The organism is Vibrio sp. 10N.222.52.B7, from assembly GCF_041474275.1.
Lineage (GTDB): Bacteria > Pseudomonadota > Gammaproteobacteria > Enterobacterales > Vibrionaceae > Vibrio > Vibrio crassostreae_C.
In genome coordinates this window covers 1-324 of the sequence record NZ_JBFRTU010000332.1, presented here as the reverse complement: position 1 = coordinate 324, position 324 = coordinate 1, and the positions used below count along the sequence as shown (strand labels likewise).

1 protein-coding gene is annotated in these 324 nt (G+C 46.9%); it reads right to left on the bottom strand.

The genetic code is table 11. From position 1 onward, the window contains the following. A partial coding sequence (locus AB4512_RS23080) for a hypothetical protein (protein WP_372175851.1) occupies positions 1–265 on the bottom strand: 265 nt, incomplete at its 3' end. Between the last annotated feature and the right edge of the window lie 59 nt (positions 266–324).

Sequence of the window (324 nt, the reverse complement as noted above, 5' to 3'; positions counted from 1 at the left end):
GTGCCAGTGATTCAATCTGCGGTTCGAAAGATTCAGAAACGATCAGTGGTGGCATTTTCAGTAGACAGACCGATCCACAACAGTGGTGCTCAACGGTGGGTTGTGCGCTGGAAAAAGGTGTTGGGGTGCTCTCTACAGAACTGATGTTAGAAGCAGAGAAAGAGAAGCTATTGGCAGAAGTTGATTGAGCTTGGGGGGCTTGCAGAGCATTGCTGCTCGCGATGCTGTCCACACTAATGGTGGCCATTAGCATAGCGAAGAGCATGAAAGCGTGTACCCAAATTTTGTTAATCAACTTTTATTACGCTTGATACTGTTTCAGGA